Annotated in this window: 14 protein-coding genes; 4 read left to right on the forward strand and 10 right to left on the reverse strand. The window is 42.8% G+C overall.

Translation table 11 applies throughout. The features are described from left to right. Positions 1-52: 52 nt before the first annotated feature. On the forward strand, positions 53-1936 hold the full coding sequence (locus CXF81_RS02530) for a CocE/NonD family hydrolase (RefSeq protein ID WP_101179786.1): 1884 nt from the start codon (positions 53-55) through the stop codon (positions 1934-1936). Positions 1937-2019: 83 nt separating this feature from the next. On the opposite strand, the gene CXF81_RS02535 is transcribed toward CXF81_RS02530, so the two are convergent. The 5 genes from CXF81_RS02535 to CXF81_RS02555 all read right to left on the reverse strand — a co-directional run bounded on the left by CXF81_RS02535 (position 2020) and on the right by CXF81_RS02555 (position 7475). Further along, complete coding sequence (locus CXF81_RS02535) at positions 2020-3069, reverse strand: MipA/OmpV family protein (protein ID WP_101179787.1); 1050 nt, start codon at positions 3067-3069, stop codon at positions 2020-2022. A gap of 174 nt (positions 3070-3243) precedes the next feature. Then, on the reverse strand, positions 3244-5532 hold the full coding sequence (locus tag CXF81_RS02540; protein ID WP_101179788.1) for a molybdopterin cofactor-binding domain-containing protein: 2289 nt from the start codon (positions 5530-5532) through the stop codon (positions 3244-3246). Further along, complete coding sequence (locus CXF81_RS02545; protein ID WP_101179789.1) at positions 5529-6032, reverse strand: (2Fe-2S)-binding protein; 504 nt, start codon at positions 6030-6032, stop codon at positions 5529-5531. Before CXF81_RS02545 ends, CXF81_RS02540 begins: the two co-directional genes overlap by 4 nt. 52 nt (positions 6033-6084) lie before the next feature. Further along, on the reverse strand, positions 6085-6729 hold the full coding sequence (locus tag CXF81_RS02550) for an NTP transferase domain-containing protein (RefSeq protein ID WP_101179790.1): 645 nt from the start codon (positions 6727-6729) through the stop codon (positions 6085-6087). 47 nt (positions 6730-6776) lie between these two features. After that, on the reverse strand, positions 6777-7475 hold the full coding sequence (locus CXF81_RS02555; protein WP_101179791.1) for a FadR/GntR family transcriptional regulator: 699 nt from the start codon (positions 7473-7475) through the stop codon (positions 6777-6779). A gap of 175 nt (positions 7476-7650) precedes the next feature. On the opposite strand from CXF81_RS02555, the gene CXF81_RS02560 reads away from it, so the two are divergent. Genes CXF81_RS02560 through CXF81_RS02570 form a run of 3 tightly spaced genes read left to right on the forward strand, consistent with a single transcriptional unit; the run spans position 7651 to position 10399 of the window. Further along, positions 7651-8448 (forward strand): SDR family NAD(P)-dependent oxidoreductase, encoded by a 798-nt coding sequence (locus CXF81_RS02560; RefSeq protein WP_101179792.1) that lies wholly within the window; start codon positions 7651-7653, stop codon positions 8446-8448. Further along, on the forward strand, positions 8448-9437 hold the full coding sequence (locus CXF81_RS02565; protein ID WP_101179793.1) for a 2-dehydro-3-deoxygalactonokinase: 990 nt from the start codon (positions 8448-8450) through the stop codon (positions 9435-9437). The genes CXF81_RS02560 and CXF81_RS02565 overlap by 1 nt, the downstream gene beginning before the upstream one ends. A gap of 35 nt (positions 9438-9472) precedes the next feature. Beyond that, complete coding sequence (locus tag CXF81_RS02570; RefSeq protein ID WP_101179794.1) at positions 9473-10399, forward strand: SMP-30/gluconolactonase/LRE family protein; 927 nt, start codon at positions 9473-9475, stop codon at positions 10397-10399. 20 nt (positions 10400-10419) lie between these two features. Here CXF81_RS02570 and CXF81_RS02575 read toward each other — a convergent pair whose 3' ends face one another. The 5 genes from CXF81_RS02575 to CXF81_RS02595 form a co-directional block, all read right to left on the reverse strand. Then, on the reverse strand, positions 10420-12309 hold the full coding sequence (locus tag CXF81_RS02575) for a DUF885 family protein (protein WP_101179795.1): 1890 nt from the start codon (positions 12307-12309) through the stop codon (positions 10420-10422). A gap of 199 nt (positions 12310-12508) precedes the next feature. Then, positions 12509-14641 carry an alpha-galactosidase gene (locus tag CXF81_RS02580; protein WP_101179796.1) on the reverse strand — a complete coding sequence of 711 codons (2133 nt, stop codon included), beginning with the start codon at positions 14639-14641 and terminating at the stop codon, positions 12509-12511. 174 nt (positions 14642-14815) lie between these two features. Next, on the reverse strand, positions 14816-16390 hold the full coding sequence (locus CXF81_RS02585; protein WP_101179797.1) for an amidohydrolase family protein: 1575 nt from the start codon (positions 16388-16390) through the stop codon (positions 14816-14818). A 150-nt stretch (positions 16391-16540) separates the two neighbouring features. Continuing rightward, the gene (locus CXF81_RS02590) at positions 16541-16771 is read right to left on the reverse strand and encodes a hypothetical protein (protein WP_101179798.1); all 231 of its coding nucleotides are present in this window, start codon (positions 16769-16771) and stop codon (positions 16541-16543) included. Between the two features lie 253 nt (positions 16772-17024). Beyond that, positions 17025-17267, reverse strand: coding sequence for a hypothetical protein (locus CXF81_RS02595; protein ID WP_101179799.1), 243 nt, complete (start codon positions 17265-17267; stop codon positions 17025-17027).

Below are 17267 nucleotides of genomic sequence, written 5' to 3' on the forward strand. Positions count from 1 at the left end.
ATACCGACAACCAACATCTGTTCTGGGTTGTTGTCAAAATGGAGGAATAATCATGAATATTAAAACATTACTTTTTATCAGTAGTTTGGTACTGGGTATAATATCATCCTCGTCAGTCTTAGCCGATGATAAAGAAGACTATAAAGCATTAATGGACATGGCAACTAGCGATACAATGGTCATGATGCCCATGCGCGATGGGGTGCGTTTGGCTACCGACGTTTATCGACCTAAAAATGCCGTCGGTAAACTGCCTACGATATTATTAAAGACCCCGTATAATGAAAATAAACTGCAACGTGGTAGTCTTCGAATGGCAAAGCTCGCAGTAAAAAATGGTTATGCTTTCGTTATCCAAAATGAACGGGGTCGATATTATTCTGAAGGTGAGTGGCAAATACTAGGTCATCCACGTACTGATGGTTATGACACCTTATCCTGGATCGAAGAACAAGAATGGTCTTCTGGCAAAGTGGGTACTTTTGGTTGCTCGTCCTCCGCCGAATGGCAACTGGGTTTAGCTGCCCAAAATCATCCTGCCCACACCGCAATGGTGCCGGCTGCAGCTGGTGCTGGCATTGGAAAAGTCGGTCGATATACCGAACAGGGTAACTGGTACAAAGGAGGCGTTCATCAAACCTTATTTAGTATCTGGCTGTATAGTGTGCAGCAAAACCTAGCGCCGCGATTTCCTGATAGCTTAACGCAAAAACAGCTACAACGCCTGCGTAAGTCGTATGACTTATCCGCTGAAATGCCTGAGGTTGATTGGAAGGAGCAAACTAAAAAGCTGCCACTGGAATCGTGGTTTGAAAACATAAATGGTAACGATGGCCCCTTTTTAGAAATGGTAAAACGTGAACCCGGAGATCCCGAGTGGTTAGAAGGCGGTTTGTACCATGACACCGAAGATTTTGGTGTTCCTGCTCTCTGGCTTAATAGTTGGTATGACGTTTCACAGGGTCCTAATCTAGATCTGTTTAATCACGTCACAAAAAATGCATCCGATCCCGAAGTACGAGACAACCAGTATATGGTTATTGCACCAAATCTGCACTGTGGCTTTTGGCGTATTCCGAAATACGACGATTTGATTGTTGGTGAACGAAACATGGGACGAGTCAAGATGGACCCTGACGCGCTTATTATTGAATGGTTCGATTACTGGATGAAAGATGCAAAGAGTGATTTCAAAAAGAATAATTCGAAAGTAAAATACTTCACAATGGGCGCAAACGAATGGCAAACTGCTGATAACTGGCCACCCAAGAGTTCTAAGCCTGTGACACTATATTTAAGCAGTGCAGGCGAGGCTAATAGTCTATATGGTGATGGCAAATTACAATTAACAAAATCATCTAAGTCTGAGCAGGATAATTATCAATATGACCCAATGAATCCAGTGCAAGCACTAGGCGGCAGTGTATGCTGTAATTCAGGGGCTTCACCCGGCGGGTCCTATGATCAGAGAGCGATAGAAGCTCGACAAGATGTGCTTGTTTATAGCAGTGAGCCACTTGATAAGGATATGGAAGTTACCGGTCATATTGATATTACGCTGTATGTTTCATCCGACGCTAAAGATACTGACTTTACGGTAAAGCTAGTCGACGTAGACCCCGATGGCGTTGCATACAATGTGGACGACACTATTCAGCGTGCACGTTACAGAGAGGGTTACAAAACACCGGTGTTTATGCAAAAAGGTGAAGTCTATGAACTCAACTTCAGCCCTTTATCAACCAGCAATCTGTTTAAAGCCGGACATAGGATCAGACTTGAAGTTTCATCAAGTAAGTTTCCACAATATATGCGTAATTTAAATACGGGAGGCAATAATTATGATGAAATTAAAGCCGTTGTAGCCAATAATTCGATTCATCACGCTAATCAATATCAGTCGCGAATTGTGCTACCGGTCAAAACCGTAGAATAAGCGATTAACACTCATAGAGGGTGCGTCATTAAGTTCGTCATTTTTGATATTAGGGGGCTCTTAAGATTAGGGCCACCCACCTCTTACCAATTAGCTTTTGCCTGACTCTTGTAAAAACGCCATACAAAGGCTGCACCGATAGAATAAGTGACTTCTTTTTCAAACAGTGGACTGTCTTTGTTCGCTGCTAAGCTATGAAATTGTGCCGAACCGCCAATAAATGCACGAATATCGTCACTAACTCGAAATGAAACTCCTAAACTTAGTTCTGAGCCTAAATAGCCCGCCTTAGCATCATAGGCTGGGCGCGCCGCAGTTGCGAATTCGGGACGAACTTCATAAAAATAGTCATGTGTTTGTTCGGTGGCAAAAACAGCACCAAATGAAATATTAAATGCAGTATCTTCGTGTTTAAAGCCACGGTGCTGGTAAGATATTTGCGGTTCAAAAATAAAGCCGCGAGCATTAATGTCACTAAAGTCGGTGGAGAATACAGCTCGCGCTTGCAGTCGAAAATCGAGTCGGCCTTTGCCAATATTAGTACCTATATTCTCGCCTTTTGCATTCTTATCGAAATCATATTTACCTAACATGAAAATCATCTGTGGACCAATTTCACCTAAAAAATCGAGCTCTGGCATGCCAACACGCGCACTATTGTCTTCACTGTCACTTGGCAATGCTGCGCCAAAGGAAAAGTCGATTTCAAATGTTTCATTTTCGATAATAATGGCTCTTGCTCCGCCACCGTCACCTATACGGAACGTTTCCCCTCGATAAACAACAAAGGGGAGCACTAGACCAAAGACTCGTCCTTCACTTGAGGCCGGGTATTTAGGATTATAAAAAGCGCCTCCGCCGGCACCAAGCTCCCATAGCGAAAGTGTTGCGTTAACGTTGTCAAAGCCAGTTAGGCTTCGTTCGATTGGAATGTCGGCTTTGCCAATATCATCGCCTAATGAAATACGGTTATTTTTTTCTTTATCTTGAGATTTGCTAGACAGAGTCGTGTCTTGTGCATTTTTAGTCTCTTCAGCAGAATAAGCAATAGATGTAAAAATCAGCGTTGAAGTAATTAATCCAAAAAGTACTGACAGTTTAGGTAAAAAAGGGCGGGTATCAAGTAATGTCATTCAGCTTGCTTTCCTAAAGTCTATTTTCTTCAGCGCTGGGTTTATAATTCGCTGATTATCGAGCATTTAAGTTGACAGCGTACAGAGAGTTGATCCCAATTCGCTATATAAAAACGCACTGAAAACCGATATTTACCAAACAAGTTTATCAATGCGCCAACTATTACTACGAGTTTAGACCGTAAAATGTTTATTTACAGGTAAGTCTCTTATTCGTTTACCGCAAGCATGGAATATTGCATTAGTTAAACTTGGTGCAACAGGCGGTGTACCGGGTTCTCCAACACCACCGGGTATCGCGTCTGACTCAACAATATAAGTCGTGATCAGTGGGCTTTGAGACATTCTTAAAACTTGATAGTCGTTATAGTTCGATTGCTCGACAGCACCCTCTTTGACCGTGATTTCGCCCATCATCGCTAACGATAAGCCAAATATCATTGACCCCTCTTGTTGCGAGCGAACGCGATCAGGGTTAACCACTGTGCCAGCGTCGATACTAGAATGCATTTCGAGAACAGTTACTTTATTGTCTTTTACACGCACTTTTGTTGCCACGGCAACATAGCTCACAAAGCTTCGATGCGCGCTAATGCCCCATGCCTCACCATTGGCAGTTGGCTTGTCGGCACCAGATTTAGTCACTACGTCATCTAAAACATTTTTCAAACGTTTGGTGTCAATAGGGAAACGCTCCAGTGTCTCTCCGTAGTTACCATATTCAAAACCTTGGTCCTTTGGATTAACCAAGCGGTCATCGCCCAATAACTGATGCCACATTTTTTGCGTAGGCACTCTAGCTGCATGAGCTAGTTCGTCAACAAAACTGCCTTGAGCAAATGCATGCTGAATATTACATACAGAACGAACCCAACCAATTCGAATATGAGCAGGCGCTTTATGCGTTTCACAGGACAAGTTATCAACGTTAAATGGCATATCGCCAAAGCCTAAACTTAACTCGCCATCGGAGGGCTCATCTGTAGCGCCATCAAATGTCCAACTGATACTCGGGAAGGCGGTTCGTTGTATCCATGCATTTACCATATTATCGGCGGTTAAGCCGGCCTCAAAATATTGTGAGCTAATGGAATGGTAATAACCTTGGCGAATATCATCTTCTCGACTCCAGATAACCTTTACGGGCTTTCCTGTGTACTTGGCAAGGAGCGCAGCTTCAATTGAAAAATCAGCTTTTGATTTACGTCCGAAGGCACCACCTAATAGCGTTACGTTTACAGTCACATTCTCTTTTGCAATACCTAGTGCAGCGGCCACATTTTGTTGAGTATTTTGAGGCGTTTGTGTACAGGCCCATACTTCACACTTGCCGTCTTTAAATACGGCAGTCGCGGCGGGTGGCTCCATTGGTGCATGCACGAGATAAGGTACAGTATAAGTTGCTACTATTTTTTTCTGTGATTGTTGCATTGCAGCATAAGCATCGCCGCCTTGCCTAATTGTCTTACCTTTACCGACAATTCGTTGGTTTAATTGCGCCAAGTATTCTGCTGAGTCATGGTCTTTATGAGGACTGTCGCCCCATTTTATGTTTAGTGCTTTTCGGCCTTGTGATGCCGCCCAAGTATTCGTTGCAATAACAGCAACGCCGTTCGCAGGATTAAAAACCACAGGCGTTGGTTGTTCAGGCATCTTATAAACGTCGACTACACCGCCCGTTTTCATGGCCGCGGCTTTGTCGAACGATTCAACTTTTGATCCAACGACAGGGTTACGCTCAATACTTGCGTACAACATACCCTCGAGTGTCACGTCTTGGCCAAAGATAGCATTGCCAGTAACCATGTCGGGTAAATCGATGATTTGTATTGGTTTGCCAATATACTTAAAGTCTTTTTTTGATTTATAGATTAACGAGTCGGGGGCAGGGGGTTTTATTTTTGAAGCAGGTTCAGCTAGTGCAGCGAAAGATATTTTTTGCTTGGTATTTTTATTAATAACAAAACTATCATCAGCATAAACGTCAGCTATCGGCACTGCCCATTGTTCTGCGGCAGCTTGTTCTAATATCGTTCTTGCAGTTGCGCCCATTTCACGCATCTTTGCATAAAAGTTTCTTATTGAACGCGACCCATCAGTGTTTTGACTGCCATAAGCTTCATTGGCTAAGCCTTGCACAACGTGCACATCCTTCCAAGCAACGCAAAGTTCATCGGCAACAATTTGAGGAATACTGGTGCGAATACCTTGGCCCATTTCACTGCGGTGACAGACAATGTTGACGCGGCCATTAGTTTCAATCGTAACAAATAAATTGAGTGTGTTATTGCCTACATGAGAGGCATTTCCATGCGCCCATGCTGGTAAGCTAACAGACAACATAGATCCCAAAACAAAGCCGCTAGTGGTCATGCCGGTTAACTTCAAAAAATCACGTCGGCTAACAGATTTTGTCTGCTTAATTGATGCGTTATCAGCGGCCTGTTGAAATAATTCAATCATGCTTTTTCTCCTGCATTTTTAGCTAGGCTAAAATCGACGTTAGTTGTCGACACATTTTTTGCAGCATCTTTAATGGCAGCCTTGATGCGAGGGTAGGTGCCACAACGACAAATATTGCCTTGCATTGCATCATCAATAGCGGCGTCATCGGGATTAGGATTACTCTCAAGCAGAGCAACAGCACTCATTATTTGACCTGACTGGCAATAGCCACATTGCGGAACATTATGCTCCAGCCAAGCTTGTTGAATAGGGTGGCTGGCATCACTGGGTAAGCCCTCTATTGTGGTGATATTTTTACCCGCAATGGTAGCCAGTGGCATAACACATGAGCGGATTGGTGTACCGTCCATATGTACCGTACAAGCACCACATTGAGCAATACCACAACCGTACTTGGTTCCTGTCATATCAAGCAAATCACGCAATGCCCAAAGTAACGGCATTTTTGGATCCGCATCAACTTTAATAGGTTTGTCATTTAAGGTAAAACTAATCATTCCTTTGTCCTCTATGTTTCTCACTGTTGGGGGGGGTTCAACTCGTGCTTGGTTACGTTTGGGTATTCGATTGATACGACAATAAATCTTTCTTGGTATCGATATCCCGCGCTGCTTCTGGCATATCAATACTGATGATGTGTGCTGCATTGGCACGCAATATATTTCTTGCCCCTTTATCGTTTTCTAGTAAAGCGAGCTCCGCAAAATATGCTTTGGGGAAAATAGCCGGTGCACCTAGCTTACCATTATAAAAAGCGGCAACAATCTTGTTAGGATTTTTGCGCGATGCTATCATCATAAGGTTACACTGCTCTGACCGAATTTCCACCTGATCAGTTAATCCAATAAAAACATGAGTGATGTCCTGAGCTAAATTCTCTATACCAGCGGCTATTGAAGCACCCATTCCTTGTTGCCATTTATGGGCAATGATGGCGTTTACGCTTGGAAATCTGTTACTGCCTAAAGCCGATTCTAAACTAACCTGTTGCAATACGTTTTTAACGTTACTCGCATTTGCGCCTAACACAACGGTAATTGAGTTAAATTTTGCGTTTTTCAACATCTCTACAGTGCCAACCAGCATCGGCTTCTTATCCACAAAAGCAAGCTGTTTAGTATCGTTGAAGCGTCTACTCTCGCCAGCTGCAAGCAGTATTGCTTCGATACAGTAATGTTTATCTTCGGTGTTCATGCTACGTCTTTAGCTGTTGTTGAGTATGCTCCGTCATATTAGGACCCCTAGAGCTTGGATTCGATTAGTTCAAGCGCTTCAACGAGGATGGTTGAAACTGCTTCACGGGCAGCTTTATCATCCCTTGATTTTATAGTATTAAAAATGTCAGCGTGTTTTTGCACATCAGCACCGGGAACACCTTTTATTTTATTGGTATAGCGAATGCTTACTCGCAAGGCGGTGCCGATAAAGTCTGAAAGTTGAGCGAAAAATCGATTGCCACTGGCATTTAATATGCTGGTGTGAAATTCGATATCAGCTTCTAAGGGATCGTCTAAGCCATTGTCTGCATCCGCCATTCGGCTCAAAGCAAACTCTATCTGTGCAAGCTGTTCATCCGTTGCATTCTGAGCTGCCAGCGCAGCGGCTTCGGGCTCAATCGCGAAGCGTACCTGTGTAAATTCTTTAAGTAGAGAAAGTGAGGGTTTACTGCTTAAAATCCAGGTTAGCACATCGGTATCAAACATATTCCAGCTGCTTTCAGGCAATACCCTAATGCCTTGTTTGGGGCGAGAAGAAATAAGTCCTTTGGCGGATAGCATTTTCACCGCTTCTCTTGTAGAGCTTCGACTCACATCATACTCTACGCATAAGTCAGCTTCTGATGGCATGCCTTTGCCAATAGGATATTTCCCATTTACTATAGCAATGCCTAAATCGTGTGTAAGCTGATGAGTTAGATTGTGCCGTTGCGGTGTTTGCATGTTAAAATTTCCAAATCTACAATAAATCAGTTATATCATACTTAATTTTATGGTTGAATTATCATATTTGTTTTTAGTTAGTATAATATGATAATAACCTAAAAGGCGAAAACTGCTTACCTTAATAATATTTAAGTGTTCAGCGCTTGATTAACATTCTTTAACACCTCGACAAATGGAGGATTGGGTGACCGATTCTATTGACAAAAACGCGACACAGTATTCGAGTCTCATTGGTAAGGTTGTATTTATAACTGGAGGCGCCACCGGCATCGGCGCTGCAATGGTAAAGGCGTTTGTCGGGCAAAAAGCTAAAGTTGCTTTTATCGATATCGATGAACAAGCCTCAGCAAGATTAATTACTGGGATTGAATCTGAAAATCATGACGCTCAACTTTGGTATCGAAAAGTCGATGTAACCGATCCTGAAACACTACAACTGGCTATTTTAGAAGCATCAAAAGCATTGGGTAACTTGGATGTGCTAGTCAACAATGTGGGCAATGATGCTCGTCAAGACGTTGAAAATATCTCGGCCTATGATTGGCATAAGTGTATGCAGGTTAACCTAGACCCTGCTTTCTTTGCTTCACAAGCGGCTTTCAAAATTATGCGAGAGCATGCCTCTGGTAGCATTATTAATTTCAGTTCCATCAATGCGCTTATTGGCCCACAGCAGATGACGGGTTACGTGACTGCAAAGGCAGGCTTAATGGGCATGACGAAATCACTTTCTCGCGATTTTGGCGTCGACAATATTCGAGTTAACGCTATTTTACCCGGCTGGGTAGCTACCGATCGACAGCTAGCCAGTTGGTTAACCGAAGAAGAAGAGCAAAAATGGACTGAAGCGATGGCACTTAAAAAACGCATAGAACCCCATGACGTCGCCAATTTGGCGCTATTTCTGGCTTCAGATAATTCTTCCATGATTACGGGACAAGCCATTAATATTGATGGTGGGAGAACTTAATGCAAAGGTATTCCTATTTTATTGCTGTTGATTGGGGGACGAGTCGACTTCGAGCTTTTCTTTGTAAAGTCAAAGCCGATGGCAGCCCAAAACTAGTCAGCCGCAGCGCAGGCCTCGGAGTGAGTAAGTCAGCCTTGAGTTTTGAGGAAACCTTAATGCAATGTATTTCGCCGTGGGAATCTGAATACGGCAAACTACCGGTCTTAATGGCGGGACAAATTGGCTCAAGTATTGGTTGGAAAGAGACACCCTATTTGTCTAGCCCCATTTCCCCCCGAGAACTGGCTAAATCTTGCGTAAATTTTCAGTTCAACGGTTACAATATTAATGTTATTCCAGGCCTGAGTTGTAAACTTGAAAATAACAACTACGACTGCATGCGCGGGGAAGAGTTACAGATTTTAGGTTGGCTGCAATTAGCGGAAGAAAACCAAGTCGGTCGACATTTAGTCTGTTTGCCGGGCACGCATACTAAATGGGTGTTAGTTGAAGACGGCAAAATTAAGCTCTTTAAAACAGCGTTAACTGGCGAGTTATTTGACCTTATTGCAAATCACAGTGTCTTGATCCAAGAAAAAGTGACAGTGTTTAATCAGGGCGTGTTTAATCAGAAAGTGTTTAATCAGGAAGCATTTGATTCCGGCGCTGCTTTTACCCTCAATAGTGAAATGGGTAGTTTAATTCATGGGTTATTTAGTGTGCGTTCGAGGCAGTTATTTGGGCAATTGAGTGCCCATGAAGCAAGCTCTTATCTTTCAGGTTTGCTGATAGGGAGCGATGTTCGTGCTTCTATGAATGCCACAGAATGGAGCCTCGTTAAAATGGATAAAGTCTCTATTATTGGGGCTCCCCACTTAAGTTCTTGTTTTGCAAGCGTGCTAGAGTCACAATCAATTTTAACTGAAATTTGTCAGGTAACGACGACCACTTTATTGGGCTTTAATTCGGTTTTCCAGAGTATAAATGAATTAAATCAAGAAACGGCTTGAGTCGATTGTGTGTGCTTAAAAAAGAGGATGTAATCTTGAAAAATACTCAACTATCGAAAAAAGTGGGTAAGTTACTTTTCAGTATCAACTCACAATGTATTTTGGCCGAATGTGCGCTCTGGAATGAGTCTGAGCAAATCATTTATTGGGTTGATATCATTGGCGCCAAAATTCAACGTTATTGCCCTAGAACTCATGGTGTTGAAACTTTTGATATGCCGTATCGGATTGGCTGTTTTTCTTTTACACCAATTAAGAATGAAATTATCGCTGCATTCGATATTGGGATCGCTCGCTATAATCTTGTTACCAAACAACTTGAGTGGTTGGCTCAACCTGAAAAGAATATAAAAACGAATCGCTTTAATGATGGCAGGACTGACCGACAAGGCCGTTTTTGGGCTGGCACTATGAATGAATCTGTTGCCAACGATGACAATAATTTGGATAACATTGTTTTGGGCAATCTATATTGTTTAGATGCGAACAAGCAATGTGATGCAAAGGTATTGAATGTGTCAATTTCTAATGGTTTATGTTGGAGTAAGGACGGCAAAACAATGTTTCATGCCGATTCAATAAAGCGCACGATTAGCGCTTACGATTTTGACACGCATACGACCCAATTATCTAATAAAAGAGTTTTTGCAACAACGCAAGGACATCGCTTTCCTGATGGCGCAATAGTCGATTCAGAGGATTACTTATGGAATGCACATTGGGGAGCTTCGCAAGTTGTCCGATACAACCCAAAGGGCAAGATTGACTTAGTCCTCGATATGCCCGTCAGTCAACCCTCCAGTGTGGCGATAGGGGGACCACAGATGGATTGGCTGATTGTGACCACAGCGAAGCATTCACTGGCACCTGAACGTTTAATGATAGAACCACAATCGGGTAATATTTTTATCTATCAATTACATGGAATTGAAGGTGTTGTAGAACCCGTTTGTGTGATCTGAGGCAATGAGCAAAGTCGTGATTATTGCTGACTAGCAATCCACGTTTTTACTCGACGTTCTAGCATGACCATAGGCAAAGCACCACCGCCTAAAATAACATCATGAAAAGTACGAATATCAAACTTATCACCGAGTTGCTGCTCAGCTAGAGCTCGCAGCTCCTGAATTTTTATCATGCCAATTTTGTAACCCGTCGCTTGTCCTGGAATAGTTAAATAACGGCGTACTTCAGATTGCGCTTGTTCTGCAGTAATCGCAGAGTTTTCCTTAAAGTAAGCAATGGCTTTTTCTTCACTCCAACCCTTTGCATGTAAACCGGTGTCGAGCACTAATCTAATTGCGCGCCACATTTCAGAGCCTAAACGTCCGAATTCTGAAAGTGAGTCCTGATAAGTGCCCGGCATTTCCTTGGCTAACCATTCTGAGTATAAAGCCCAGCCTTCGCCAAATGCATTTAAATACGACTGCTTACGAAATGTAGGCACGTTCTCCAGCTCTAGCGAGATAGCTATTTGCATGTGATGGCCTGGCAAGCCTTCATGATATGCAATCACCTCAAGCTCGCGCTTAGGCATAGCCGTCATATCGGACAAGTGGGCATAGTAAACACCGGGTCTTGAACCATCAGGCGTAGACGACGAGTAATGCTGCGCGGCGCCGTCTTGCTCGCGAAAGGCCTCAACACGTTTGACCACCATATCGGCCTTTGGCAATATACCAAAATACTCGGGCAGCACCTTTTTAATTTTATTGATCGCTGCCGTTGCGTCATCAATATAAGCTTGACGGCCTGCATCGGTATTCGGGTAATACAAACGTTCATCGTCTTTGCTTTCTCTTAGGAATACAAAAAATTCTTGCAGATTACCTGCAAAGCCAAATTCAGCTTTTACCACTTCCATTTTGCTACGCAAACGAGCAACTTCTGCTAATCCGATGTTGTATATTTCATCAGCACTTAGATTCGTTGTTGTTTGGTTAGCTAAGCGCTCGTTATAAAACGCAAGGCCATTGGGCAATGCACTAGCTCCTAATGCTTGTTCGGGCGCATTTGCTTTGTCTGTTATCTGCCATTTGATGAGTCTTTCGTATGCTGGCTTAAAGTCATTTAATAGTGCTTGCTTAATGCGCTCGGTTAATTCGTCAGCTTCGCTCTGGTTGATTTGGCTCTGTTTAAGCAAACCAGCTATTTTAGCTTGGGCGTCGACCCAAATTGCGCTGTCGTCACCCTCGCTAAAAGGTGCACCTGTAATAATTTTAGTCGACTCGTCAATAACAGCTTCAAAGGAAAAATACGGGGGTCTGACCCCTTTTTCAGCAATTTCTTTAGATCTCTCAATCAGTTGGTCAAGAGCTCTGCCCGTTGCGGATACTCTTTTTAAATACTGTTGCATATGCTCGCCGGTTTCGACCTTATGCAGCGCAATTAGTAATTGTGGGAAAAAACTATGAACCGCATTCATTTGCTCAAATACATAGTTATTATAGCGAAATTCATATGCGGCGAATGCTTGCTCGCTCATGTAAACCCAAAGGTCATAAGATAATTTAGCGTCATCGCTTAGCTTTGCATAATCAAAGGTGCGTTTTAACTCGCTTAGGTTGGCTTTTTTGAGGGCTATTTTTGCTCCGTAAGCTTGTTCTGAATAGTCATCTATTTCGTCTTGACGTTCACTTCGACCTAAAGTGGTTAAAGTAGTTGGGCTTAACATCAATTCTTGCTCAAATTTATCTTCAAACCAAGCGTTTATTTTTGCTGTTTCTGCAGATTGTATTGTTGCATTAGCGTCTACCGATGGTGGAGACTCACTTACTTTTGTAGCGATTGTATCGTTCGCTTTTTCACAACCAGATAGGGCCAGGCCGGTGAGGATAGAAAGGGTAATCAAGGCAATGTTGTTTAAGCGCATTAGGGTCTCATTTGAAGGTGGAATTGTCGTTTGTGTCTTTATCCTACTCCGCTTAATCACTAAGCACAATTGCGCTAGTTCTCTATTCCCAGATGTCATTACGGCACGTTATTCAAGTCTATTATTAAATTCTTTGTTTTATTCGTATCAATGCGTCGGCGCTTACATACCGTGCCGACGATTTTTAATAGCCGATTGATTAAACTGCCTTCAATTCAAAAATAAGCGTAGTTTGCGGGAAGCTAATCGGCAGTTGCATACCCAGTTGGATCAAAGCTTGCCCACTGATTTTCTGGCCGTCTATTTTTGCTAAAATAGACGGTGAATACTCTTTAAGGTTGGTTGGCCAAATCTTATTAAACTGATAAGTTTTCGAGGCATCTAAACCGTTAAATCTATATTTTTTAGGGACTGTACGTTTAGTTTCAGTAACGCTGTTATAAGCATACAAAGCGTGTGATTTGTCGCTACTCACAATACCAAAATCGACCGAGTTACCATCTGTATCTAAGCGAATGAGTTGTCCTGAATGAATTAGCGCGCGGTGTTTTTTGTGCAGCGCAATAATATCGCTAAGTATCTGCATTTCATGTTCGCTTAATTCTCGAGGGTCCATTTCTAAACCTAAGTGACCGAAGAAAGAAACCCCTGCGCGCATTTCTATGCTCATACGACGCCCAGTAATGTGACAATCTCGGGGGCCAACGTGTGCCCCCATAACTTCTGATGGAAAGAAGTACGAGCAACCACGTTGAATATCGAGACGGTCAATGGCGTCATTTGAATCTGAGGTCCAAACCCGATCAGTATGACTTAAAACGCCATAATCGACGCGTGCACCGCCGGATGAGCAACTTTCAATTTCTACCTCAGGGTGGGCTTCGCGCAAGTCATCGATGAGTTTATATAGGGCATGAGTTTGTTTACTGACGGCGGGTTTTCCGTGCTCATTACCGGCATGATTAATGTCGCGATTCATGTCCCACTTTATATAACGAATACTCGAATATTCGCTTAGGATATCGTCAATACATTTAAACAGATAATTCACCACCTGTGGACGTGTTAAATCCAGCACCAGCTGATTTCTAAAACGTAATTGCTCATTGCCCTCAGTGTGCAATACCCAATCTGGATGCGTGCGATATAAATCACTGTCGGGGTTAACCATTTCAGGTTCGAACCAAATACCAAACTCCATGCCTAAGCTATTGACATGATTAATAAGCGGAGACAGACCATCGGGATAAATAGCATAATCGACGGTCCAGTCACCTAAACCAGCATAGTCACCGCGACGTCCTTTAAACCAGCCGTCGTCTAATACAAAACGTTCAACCCCTAAGCTGGCTACTCGATCTGCTAACGATTTTAAGGTATCTACATTGTGTTCAAAATAGATACCTTCCCATGTGTTGTAATGAACAGGTCTGGGCTTTGCTTGCTGTTTTGCAGTCAGAATTTGAGTACGTACAAACTGATGGAAGTTGTTCGAAAGCGAGTTAAAGCCTGTTTGCGAATATGCGCAGTAAAGCGTTGGTGAAGTATAAGCTTCACCATGCTGCAAGGTCAGTTCGGAGGGCATTAACAACTCACCCATTTGAATGTAGGTGCGTTGTTCTGGCAGTAACTCAATACGCGCGCGGTGATTCCCGCTCCAACCTAAATGGAAACCATAACATTCACCTTGGCTCTCGTTCGTATATTGCTCATGTAATATAGCACCTGGAAAGCTATCGTGTGAGGTTTTGCCTTTGCGATTCTCGCGCAGCACAGATCCTAAAAATAAATCGATAGTATTGCGATGAAATTCATTTGACCAACGTCCCTCAAAGGACATTAACTTGGTTATATGATCGGGCATAGGGATTGTTGGTGCTGCGCAATAATTAACCCCAACGGCCGCTTCACTGTGGTTTATTAATGTCGTTGATGCACTTATTACGTTGCTGACTTCGTCGAGTTTAATCAAGTGACTGAGTGTCAGTTTGCGTGCCTCATCAAAAGATTCAAATCGCACTTCTTGACTATTAAGTTGCTCAATTTTTTGCAGCTTGGCGCCTATTGACCAAGCATTGCTGTCATTGTTTAGCTCAATACCCGGACCGCCTGTAAAACCTTGCCCCATTGATGGTGTCAGTGAAATAGGCGGTTCAACAATCACCGCGCACTTTGCCTCTTGGCGTGTTAGCAACAGCTTTAGCATATCAAAAGAAGTTTGTTTATTTAACCGTTTGCCAAAATAGGCGATCGCTGGCGTGTTTGATGTGCAATCAATTACCAGACTTGCTTGGCGACTATCTAATTGAACAAAATCTGATAAAGCAGTCATGTCGAATAATCCTCGTGATACGTGTGATGTTAGCGTCTTGATTGACTAAATTGAAACTGAGTTAAGCAACAAACTAAGGTGGCTTTAAATATATCATATAAATACGTTTATTATAAAGTGATGTATTACTACATCGACTCTATTTTTGTTAGGTGGAGCCTCCGTATTCAGGTGTTAATTTTTTAACCCTCTACCAGGCAAAGCACCAGTCATTTTACCTTCTATAATAACGGGTATGCCATTTACGATAACAAAATCGATACCTGTGGAGTACTGATGGGGGTCGGCATAGGTGGAATTATCTTGGACCTTATCAGGGTCCCAAATTACGATGTCGGCTTTGTAGTTTTTGGATAAGAAGCCACGATCACTAAGATTCATCCGTGAAGCGGGTAAAGAAGTCATCTTTCTGATGGTTTCAGGCAATGAAAGAACACCTTTGTCCCTTGTATATAATGCTAATGAGCGCGGGTAAGTGCCATAATTTCGCGGATGCGGGCTGCCCTTTTGCCATTCGACTCCTCTGCCATCAGACGATATTGAGGTCATAGGGTGGCGCATAATACGCTCAACATCTTGTTCTTGCATCGTATGGTATATAGCACGACCGCCACCGTTCAGTTGCAACTCTAATGCAAGTTGAGCCCCGTTCTCTATGGTAAGGTCTAATTCACGCTGTTGCAGAACCTGCTCAAAGGTTTTGCCTTCTAAGCCTGAGTTGCTAGGATAGCTGCTGATTTGAATACGCCATAACTCTTTTCCCGAACGTTGTTCCTTCATAATACGAATAACTTCTTCGCGGATTTGTTGTTGTATTTGCGGATCCTGCATTCGCTTAACAAATGCTTTTTGCCCTCCGGCTAGCGACCATTGTGGCAACAAAACACCTAAATTTGTGTTCGAAGCGGTATATGGATATTGGTCAAGAGTGATATCCATGCCTGCAGCGCGATTATTATCAATCATCTCTAAGGTCTTAACACTTAAGCCCCAAGCCGATGGTCCAGAAGTTTTATGATGAGAAATATGAATAGGAATTCCAACTGCAGCTCCAACATCAATGGTTTCTTGCACTGCTTGCAATACACTAGCGCCTTCGGATCTCATGTGGCTAGCGTAAAAACCAGCGTATTGATATGCGACAGTCGCTAACTTTTGGAGTTCATCAGGTGCCGCAAAGGTACCAGGAATATACAACAGCCCAGAGGATAATCCAAAAGCACCGTCTTGCATGGCTTTTTCGACCAACGATTGCATGGCTTGCAGTTCTTGCGTGGTGGCATAACGATTTTCTTTTTGCATCACTTGTTGGCGAACCGTATTGTGACCAATCAATAATCCGACATTTAGTGCTGCACCATTTTTGTCCAGGGTAGCAAGAAAGCGTGCAACATCACGCGGACTTCCACCACAGTTACCACCCAGAATAGTGGTCACTCCTTGACGAATATTATTTTGTGCGTCGGGGCGCTTTAATACCTCTCGTTCGGCATGAGAATGCAAATCTATAAAACCAGGGCTGACTGCACGACCTTTTGCATCAATGACAAGAGTTGCTGTGGTTCTGCTCAAATCACCAATCTTAATAATAGTGTCGCCATTAATGGCAATATCGGCGATGTAAGTCTTGCCTCCACTGCCATCAATAATGTGACCATTTTTAATAAGTAGGTCGTATGTTCGGCTTGGTTGATGTGCACATGATGCTAACCATACACATAGCATGAGAATTAACGTGGAATGCTTCATATAAGAACTGAGCCGACTGTAGATGTGCAAAAAGCATAAACAATATGTCTTAGCTATACAATACACACTGACTCACAATTATTCTGTTGTGTTCATCAGCTCTGGATAAGAGGCGACCGCTGTATCGTGGCTTATAAGTGTTCATAATATCTATTGGTCTTGCTCGACTTCTGTTCTCATGAGAACAAAGGTAAGAAACATTTTTGTAGGCAAAGATAATGCCATACCGATTGCAACGCAAGCTGCGCTGATGATAATGCCATTTACACCCATCTCTTCAATTGTTTGATTGAACAAATGAAAGTAAACGCCTAGTAGGATTAAGCAAATACCAAATGCCATCGCAATCTTGAGAATTAAAATAATCTTTTTATCACTCATAGCTGGCTCCCATGTTGAGCAGTAAATGAATAAAAGGAGCCATTGTATGCATAAGTGACTCCTTCCACTCAGTCTGCGCCTTCCGCTTATACACCGCTTTGATTTGAATCATGGCTCAATTCAATAACTAATAGATAGCCAAAATTAAATCACTGATAATTTTTTATCTGTTGGCTTCAGTGGTTATCGACGTTGCTCAGTCGCGTTACTTGCAAATTATTTATCTTAATTAAAGATGCTCTGTCAGATAGCGTTATTGGTTAGGTGCTTTTTGTTTAGGTGCGCGTTGTTCGGGCGCTTCTTGTGTGCGTGCAATATCGACGACTTCAGTAACCACTTTTTGTATCACTTTTACGCGTCCACTTTTTACTAGTGCATCTCTTAATACAAATTCAATTTGCGCATTTACGCTACGCAAGTCATCACCAGCCCATCGCTGCATGGCTGCAAGCACTTGAGAATTAATCCGTAACGGATAGGCTTTTTTACTACTCAA

This window comes from Glaciecola sp. 33A (assembly GCF_002836745.1).
In the GTDB taxonomy this organism is placed as follows: domain Bacteria; phylum Pseudomonadota; class Gammaproteobacteria; order Enterobacterales; family Alteromonadaceae; genus Glaciecola.

Coding starts and splice junctions, on each gene's coding strand:
- CXF81_RS02530 (WP_101179786.1), top strand. CDS start 53: ATGAATATTAAAACATTACTTTTTATCAGTAGTTTGGTACTGGGTATA.
- CXF81_RS02535 (WP_101179787.1), bottom strand. CDS start 3,069: ATGACATTACTTGATACCCGCCCTTTTTTACCTAAACTGTCAGTACTT.
- CXF81_RS02540 (WP_101179788.1), bottom strand. CDS start 5,532: ATGATTGAATTATTTCAACAGGCCGCTGATAACGCATCAATTAAGCAG.
- CXF81_RS02545 (WP_101179789.1), bottom strand. CDS start 6,032: ATGATTAGTTTTACCTTAAATGACAAACCTATTAAAGTTGATGCGGAT.
- CXF81_RS02550 (WP_101179790.1), bottom strand. CDS start 6,729: ATGAACACCGAAGATAAACATTACTGTATCGAAGCAATACTGCTTGCA.
- CXF81_RS02555 (WP_101179791.1), bottom strand. CDS start 7,475: ATGCAAACACCGCAACGGCACAATCTAACTCATCAGCTTACACACGAT.
- CXF81_RS02560 (WP_101179792.1), top strand. CDS start 7,651: ATGGAGGATTGGGTGACCGATTCTATTGACAAAAACGCGACACAGTAT.
- CXF81_RS02565 (WP_101179793.1), top strand. CDS start 8,448: ATGCAAAGGTATTCCTATTTTATTGCTGTTGATTGGGGGACGAGTCGA.
- CXF81_RS02575 (WP_101179795.1), bottom strand. CDS start 12,309: ATGCGCTTAAACAACATTGCCTTGATTACCCTTTCTATCCTCACCGGC.
- CXF81_RS02580 (WP_101179796.1), bottom strand. CDS start 14,641: ATGACTGCTTTATCAGATTTTGTTCAATTAGATAGTCGCCAAGCAAGT.
- CXF81_RS02585 (WP_101179797.1), bottom strand. CDS start 16,390: ATGAAGCATTCCACGTTAATTCTCATGCTATGTGTATGGTTAGCATCA.
- CXF81_RS02590 (WP_101179798.1), bottom strand. CDS start 16,771: ATGAGTGATAAAAAGATTATTTTAATTCTCAAGATTGCGATGGCATTT.